This window comes from Arthrobacter sp. PM3 (assembly GCF_003352915.1).
GTDB lineage: Bacteria > Actinomycetota > Actinomycetes > Actinomycetales > Micrococcaceae > Arthrobacter.
In genome coordinates this window covers 981,421-988,359 of record NZ_CP022314.1, presented here as the reverse complement: position 1 = coordinate 988,359, position 6,939 = coordinate 981,421, and the positions used below count along the sequence as shown (strand labels likewise).

Genomic DNA, 6,939 nt, shown 5'->3' with positions numbered 1-6,939 from the left:
GAGAACCAACAACTGAATAACACCACAACTGCACCACCAGCTATAACTACAGGTGCAGCGTGTTGTAACCACAAAGTTTTCCCCACCCCCGCCCCCACAAAGGGCCGGGCCGGTGGCGGACACAGGGTTACGGCGGTCATAGCGTGGGGGAAACGCCCGGTCCCATTCCGAACCCGGAAGCTAAGACCCACAGCGCCGATGGTACTGCACCCGGGAGGGTGTGGGAGAGTAGGTCACCGCCGGAACATCATTCAGGTCGAGGACCCCAACCACCAGGTTGGGGTCCTCCCGCATTTAACACCCCCACCACCCATTCACACCCTCCCTCACCACCCGCACCCTCCCTCACCACCCGCATCTTCAAGCCCGACATCTGAGGGAGCATCACCCCAGGACTGCGGAAGCTGAGGGAGGATCACAGACACCACCGCGAAAGGTGAGGGAGCGTGGGGTTGTGGGTGCTGCAAAGTCATCGGGCCAGGGGCGTCCGCTCTGGGCGCAATCGGACGGTGATCGGCGTGGATTCCAGTGATTTTCCCCAAAAAACGCCGAAAACACGCGGAATTTGCGGCCTCGGCGGCGCCAAGCTGGTAAGTTTTCGAACAGTGGTTTGTACGCATGCCGTGTGCAGGCTCCAGAATTCATGACCGTCCAGGAGGACATAAATGGCTAAGAACCGTAGTGAACTTGTTGCAGAGGTAGCGGGCAAGGCCGGCACCAGCCAGGCAGCAGTCAACTCCGTGCTCGACGCACTGTTCGAGGTCTTCGAGACCTCTGTCGCCGCGGGCGAGAAGATCACCATCCCGGGCTGGCTCGCAGTCGAGCGCACCGACCGTGCAGCTCGCACCGGCCGCAACCCGCAGACCGGCGAGACCATCCAGATCGCCGCTGGCCACAGCGTCAAGCTGACCGCCGGCTCCAAGCTGAAGGCTGCAGTCGCCAAGAAGTAGTCTTCTTCCGACGCTTGAAAGGAGCGGCAACCCCGAGGGGGTTGCCGCTCCTTTTGCGTCCCGCGGGATCTGCAGGCCCGATTCGGCGCGTGAGGCACCGTAGCGGACAATGGAGATGTGCCTCCAGCAGCAAATCCCACGCCCACAACCGCAACGCCAGTGCCCCCCGGAGACCCCCGAGGGTCCGGCCGGGCATCCGGCGGGATAGGCCGCGGGTGGCTGTTTGCCGGCCTCGCAGCATTGTTCGTGGGCCTCGCCGCAGCGCTGGCCTTCTCCGGCGCCGCAGCCGCACGTGAAGTCGCGGACCCCGGCGCGCTGGTGCGGTGGGGGCTTCCGGTGAGCAAGGCGGTCCACAACATCGCCGTGGCCACCGTGATCGGCGGACTGATCTTCGCCGTCGGCATCCTCCCCCGGGCCAGGAACGGCTCCCGGTCCAAGGAACGGGACGCCCCGGAACATCCGGCGTTCACCCGGGCGCTCTCCGTCGCCGCGGCCGCAGGCGCCGTCTGGACTCTTTCCGCGATTTCGGTCCTGGTCCTGGGCTACGCGGACATAGCGGGCCAGGGCATTTCCGGCGATGCGCAATTTACCCGCTCCCTCGTGTACTTCATGACGGACATCGAAACGGGACGCGCCTGGCTGACGGTCGTGATCATCGCGGCCGTCGTCACTACGGCGCTCTTCGGGGTCCGCTCGCGTGGCGGCCTGGCAGTGACGCTGGTCCTGTCGCTGATCGGGTTGGTGCCGGCCGCCCTCATTGGACACTCATCGAGCTCCAGCGACCACGAGGGCGCGATCAATTCGCTCGGCCTGCATCTGGTGGGCGTATCGGCCTGGGTGGGCGGCATCATCATGCTGGCGCTCCTCTCCGGCGTCATGGGCAGTCCCGCGGGCCGGAAGGCAGGCGCCGCCGGCACCGCGGACATCACCGAGCCGACGGTCCGCCGCTTCTCGTCACTGGCCGGCTTTGCCTTCGCCCTGGTCTTCGCCTCCGGCGTGATCAATGCCAGCATCCGCCTCACCACGTGGGGTGAGCTCTTTGGCTCGTCCTACGGGCAGCTGATCCTCGCCAAGACGGCCGCCGTCCTCGTGCTCGGCGGGATCGGGCTCATGCACCGCCGCTGGGTCATCCCGCAGCTGGGCAGCCGCAGCATGGGCCTGTCCGCCCGGCGCGTGCTCTGGCAGCTGGTGATCGTCGAACTGATCATCATGGGCGCGACATCGGGGATCGCCGTGGCGCTGGGGCGGTCTGCCCCGCCGCAACCGGCCACTTTCGCCCCCGAAGCGTCACCGGCGTTCATTCTCTCCGGCTACGAACTGCCGCCAGAGCTGACCCCCGGGCGCTGGCTCACGGAGTGGCGGCTCGACTGGCTCTGGATCGCCGTCGTTGTCTTTGGCCTTGTCTCCTATCTCCTGGGGGTCCGGAAGGTACTGCGCCGCGGCGACGCCTGGCCGTGGTTCCGGACGGTCAACTGGGTGATCGGCCTGCTGGTCCTCACATACGTGACCTCGGGCCCGCCGTCGGTCTACGGCCGCATCCTGTTCTCGGCGCACATGATGGATCACATGGCCCTGACCATGGTGGCCCCCATCTTCCTGGTCCTCGGCGCACCCATGACGCTTGCGCTCCGGGCGCTGACGCCGCGGCGCGACAGCTCCCGCGGTCCGCGTGAATGGCTGCTGATCATCATCCATTCCAAGTTCTCTCAACTGGTGACCCACCCGCTGTTCGCGGCGGCCAACTTCGCCGGCTCAATCGTGCTCTTCTACTATTCGGACGCGTTCGGCTACGCGATGCGGGACCACGTGGGCCACGAACTCATGAACCTGCACTTCGCCCTCACCGGCTACATCTTTGTGCTCACCATGATCGGCACCGACCCGCTGCCGCGCCGCGCCCCTTACCCCATGCGGCTGCTGCTCCTGCTGGCCACCATGGGCTTCCACGCGTTCTTCGGCGTCGCCATCATGGGCGGCACTGGTCTGCTCGCCGCCGACTACTTCGGCAACCTTGGCCGGACCTGGGGCAACCCGGCCCTGCTGGACCAGCAAATGGGAGGAGCCGTGGCCTGGGGCATCGGCGAGGTGCCCACCCTGCTGGTGGCGATCGGCGTCGCCATCATGTGGTCCCGGTCCGACGCGCGCGAGTCCAAACGCACCGACCGCGCGGCGGACAGGAATAACGACGCCGATCTCACTGCTTACAACGATATGTTTGCCAGGCTGGCCGAGCGCGATGCCAAGCTTGCCGAACGCAATTCCAAGCTGGAAGGACGCTGATGACCGAAACCGTACGCACCCACCTCCGGGTCCGGGCCTCCGAGCTGGTGGGCCGTAACTGGCTGAACACCGGCGGCAAATCCCTGGACCTGGAATCCCTGCGCGGCAAGATTGTCCTGCTGGACTTCTGGACGTTCTGCTGCATCAACTGCCTGCACGTGCTGGACGAACTCCGTCCGCTCGAACAGCAGTACTCCGACGTCCTGGTCACGGTCGGCGTGCACTCGCCCAAGTTCGAGCACGAGGCCGACCCCGTTGCGCTGGCGGCCGCGGTCGAACGCTACGAAATCCGCCACCCCGTCCTGGACGATCCGGAGCTGGACACCTGGAAGGCCTACACGGCCCGGGCATGGCCCACGCTGGTGGTCATCGACCCGGAGGGCTACATCGTGGCGCACCTCTCCGGCGAAGGCCACGCGGACGGCCTCGCGGTGCTCATCCCGGAGCTGATCGCCGAGCACGAGGCCAAGGGCACCCTGCACCGCGGCGACGGCCCCTATGTGGCGCCGGAGCCGACGTCGGGCACGCTGCGCTTCCCGGGCAAGGCCCTGTTCCTCCCCGCCGGCCGCGGCGACGCAACCGCTGAGGCGGGTTCCTGGCTCGTCACGGACACCGGCCACCACCGCCTCGTGGAACTCTCCACTGACTTTGCGACGGTGCTGGCCACCTACGGCTCGGGTGAAAAGGGCCACGCCGACGGCGACGCATCGTCCGCGCGCTTCAACGAACCCCAGGGCCTGGTGCTGCTGCCCGAGGCCATCGCCGCGGAGACCGGCTACGACGTCGTCATCGCCGACTCCGTGAACCACCGGCTCCGCGGGCTGTCCCTCGCCCACGGAACCGTCCGGACCCTCGCCGGCAACGGCGTGCAGCGCCTGCTGGAAATGGGGCCGGCCCGCGTGAACGAGGAAGGCGCCGCCTACGGTGCCCGGCTGGAAGCGGATCCGCTGGCGGTGTCACTGAGCTCGCCGTGGGATGTCACCTGGTCCGGCAAGCTCAACGCCGTGGTGGTGGCGATGGCCGGCGTGCACCAGATCTTCAGTTTCGAGCCGGCCTCCGGCGCCGTGAAGATCATCGCGGGCAACGGCCTCGAAGGACTCCTGGACGGACCGGCCGCCGAATCCTGGTTCGCTCAGTCCTCCGGCCTCGCCGAGGACGCCGACGGCAACATCTGGGTGGCCGACTCCGAGACCTCCGCCCTGCGCAAGCTGGTCATTGACGACGCCGGCAGCATCACGGTCGAGTCTGCCGTGGGCAAGGGCCTGTTCGACTTCGGGTTCCGCGACGGCCCCGCCGCCGAGGCGCGGCTGCAGCACCCCCTCGGCGTGACGGTGCTTCCTGACGGTTCGGTGGCGATCGCCGACACCTACAATGGCGCGGTCCGCCGCTACGACCCCGCGACCGGCACCGTCTCCACGCTGGCCCGCGGCCTGTCCGAGCCCTCCGATGTGATTGTGGACCACACGCAGGTCGCCGGCGCCGAGCCGCTGCTGGTGGTGGTCGAGGCCAACAAGCACCAGCTCGTGTATGTGCCGATCCCGAAGGAAGCGCAGCAGGTGGACGAGGGCGCGGCGCAGACCCACCGGCCCAAGAGCCCGGTGGCGCCCGGCCCACTGGAACTGACCGTCCGCTTCACGGCGCCCACAGGGCAGAAGCTGGACGACCGCTGGGGCGATCCCACCCAGCTGAAGATCTCATCCACCCCGCCGGAACTGCTGGTGTCCGGGGGCGGGACCTCCGTGGGCCTGCTCCGCACATTGGAGCTGTCCTCCGACGTCCCTGAAGGCGTCCTGCACATCACCGCCCGCGCGGCGGCGTGCGACGGCCCCGAAGACGCCGACGGCGAGATCCCGGACCACGCGGCCTGCCACCTGTACCAGCAGGACTGGGGCATCCCGGTGCTCCTGCAGCCCGACGGCGACACCGAGCTGGTCCTGGACCTGCGCGGAATGGACTGAGCCGCCGGCCCAACATGGCCGGGGGCGGCCCCGAAAGACTGCCCTGAGTGACGCGCAGCGCTCCGCGGCACTATCCGGCGGCACAGTCCAGCCGCACTGTCCACATATGGCAGTTGGCGGCTGCCGCCGTCGGCTTTCCGATGACAACCATGGCCCATGGACATCGTGAAGGCGTTGAGCATCTGTGGGGGAGCCGCCCGGCGGCCGTCCCTCGCCGGGCTGGGGGTGGACGACGCCGCGCTCCGCCGCGCCGTGCGCTCCGGAGTCGCCCTGCAGCCCTGCCGCGGACTGTACGCACTCCCGACGGCGGCGCCCGACCATGTCACGCTGCTGCGCCGTCGGCAGGGGCGACATGACGCTGGATTTCCTGCGGCAGGGGTTGCCTGGTCCGCGCAACGGCAGAGCCCGGGAGGTCCTGGACTGGGTGGACCGCGGCGCCGATTCCATGCTCGAAACCCTCGCGAGGACATGCTTCCGCCAGGCCGGGATCCGGGTGGACACCCAGGTGTACATTGACGGCGTCGGATACCCCGGCAGGCGTGACGGCCAACCGGGCAGTGTCACGGCAGGCAGGCTTTCCGGCGCCATAGGGGGTGTACCCGCGGCATTCCGGGTGAGCCGGGTTCTGGCACAGCCCAAAGCCTGTCCTGCGTGACGGCAGGTGCCCGGCCGGCGGCCGGCTGCCCCGGCTTAGTAGTTGAGCTGCGGCGTGAGTTTGACGGTGTCGCCGTCGATGTCCAGGCGGGTCGTGAAACTGAAGTCGTGGACGGTGTTGATGTCGGTCACGGCGCCGGTGAACAGGTCCACCTGCCGGGCCTTGATCCGTGCCTTGCCGTCCAGGGGCGCCACCACCCAGCGGCCGCCGAACGGCTCGATGCTGACGGCCGGGTAGTCCGTGATGCTCCAGTCGATGGTCCCGTCAATCACCCGGTTGTTGGTGGCGTGGTAAAACGGGCAGTCCGGCTGGAGTTTCTGCTGTTTGTCGGCCTCGTCGGCGCAGGAATCCAGGAACTCCCGGACCTTGCCGGCCACGGCGTCCTTCAGCGTCTTGGTGGCCTCGGTCAGCAGGTTCAGCGGGGCCGGGTGCGCGTCCCCGCCCGTTACGGCGGTCCGGGTGGGCGCGGCGGAGAAGTACTGGCCGTTCAGGGCGGCCTCGTACTGGCCGGGATAGAACACAGCAAACGAGTTGCGGCCGTTGGGCATGTTCACGGGAACGCCGTTGATGGTGGCTTCGCTGGAGTTGACCACGGTGACGTCCATGACGGGCAGCGCCGCCGGGACGAAGGACCACTTGTGGAAGAACAGCCACTCGGTGCCGGAACGCTCCAGCAGGAACTCGGTCCGCTGCCGGCTCCCGTCGATCGTGTAGTCCATGGGAACCATGACCCGGTTGGCGCCGCGCTCTTCGGCGTTCCCGATCTTGACGTCGGAGATGCCCGCGGCTGCGGTCTGGAGCGCGGATCCATCGAGCATGGCCGAGTTGCTTTGCGGCACGGAGGCGCGCAGCAGGCCCAGTGCTTTTTCGCCGTCGCCCTTCTGCAGGGCGCTGAGATATTCGCGGACGGGCTGCTGCGGGCCGGCAATGGAGTTGTTGACCAGATTGATCGCCACGACGGCCCCGGCGAGAGCCAGCATCAGCCCCAGCAGCCACATTGCTGCGATTTTGACCAACGCCTGACTCATTTGCACCATTCTTACGTTACCTGCACGTCCGCGAATCCCCGTGTCTCGGCCGGTTTCTGTGACATGCG

At 67.7% G+C, this 6,939-nt stretch carries 5 protein-coding genes, 1 rRNA gene and 1 pseudogene; 6 read left to right on the top strand and 1 reads right to left on the bottom strand.

Annotated elements, in window-relative coordinates; translation table 11 throughout:
- Positions 1 to 128 precede the first annotated feature (128 nt).
- The 6 genes and pseudogenes from rrf to CFN17_RS19880 all read left to right on the top strand — a co-directional run bounded on the left by rrf (position 129) and on the right by CFN17_RS19880 (position 5,843).
- A 5S ribosomal RNA gene (gene rrf, locus CFN17_RS04615) occupies positions 129 to 245 on the top strand.
- Between the two features lie 420 nt (positions 246 to 665).
- Positions 666 to 950: an HU family DNA-binding protein gene (locus CFN17_RS04610; protein ID WP_208750185.1), complete on the top strand. Its 285-nt coding sequence runs from the start codon at positions 666 to 668 to the stop codon at positions 948 to 950.
- A gap of 117 nt (positions 951 to 1,067) precedes the next feature.
- On the top strand, positions 1,068 to 3,230 hold the full coding sequence (locus CFN17_RS04605) for a cytochrome c oxidase assembly protein (protein ID WP_395926217.1): 2,163 nt from the start codon (positions 1,068 to 1,070) through the stop codon (positions 3,228 to 3,230).
- On the top strand, positions 3,230 to 5,188 hold the full coding sequence (locus CFN17_RS04600) for an NHL domain-containing thioredoxin family protein (protein ID WP_208750184.1): 1,959 nt from the start codon (positions 3,230 to 3,232) through the stop codon (positions 5,186 to 5,188). The genes CFN17_RS04605 and CFN17_RS04600 overlap by 1 nt, the downstream gene beginning before the upstream one ends.
- 156 nt (positions 5,189 to 5,344) lie before the next feature.
- Positions 5,345 to 5,446: pseudogene (locus tag CFN17_RS20070) on the top strand (hypothetical protein); the annotation flags it as partial.
- Positions 5,447 to 5,540: 94 nt separating this feature from the next.
- A complete protein-coding gene (locus CFN17_RS19880) occupies positions 5,541 to 5,843 on the top strand; it encodes a hypothetical protein (RefSeq protein ID WP_261792503.1) in 303 nt (100 codons plus the stop codon).
- Positions 5,844 to 5,878: 35 nt separating this feature from the next.
- On the opposite strand, the gene CFN17_RS04590 is transcribed toward CFN17_RS19880, so the two are convergent.
- Complete coding sequence (locus CFN17_RS04590) at positions 5,879 to 6,871, bottom strand: hypothetical protein (RefSeq protein WP_208750182.1); 993 nt, start codon at positions 6,869 to 6,871, stop codon at positions 5,879 to 5,881.
- Positions 6,872 to 6,939: the final 68 nt, after the last annotated feature.

Excerpts from the sequence above, each read along its gene's own strand:
- CFN17_RS19880 (WP_261792503.1), top strand. The coding sequence starts at position 5,541 with ATGACGCTGGATTTCCTGCGGCAGGGGTTGCCTGGTCCGCGCAACGGC.
- CFN17_RS04610 (WP_208750185.1), top strand. The coding sequence starts at position 666 with ATGGCTAAGAACCGTAGTGAACTTGTTGCAGAGGTAGCGGGCAAGGCC.
- CFN17_RS04590 (WP_208750182.1), bottom strand. The coding sequence starts at position 6,871 with ATGAGTCAGGCGTTGGTCAAAATCGCAGCAATGTGGCTGCTGGGGCTG.
- CFN17_RS04600 (WP_208750184.1), top strand. The coding sequence starts at position 3,230 with ATGACCGAAACCGTACGCACCCACCTCCGGGTCCGGGCCTCCGAGCTG.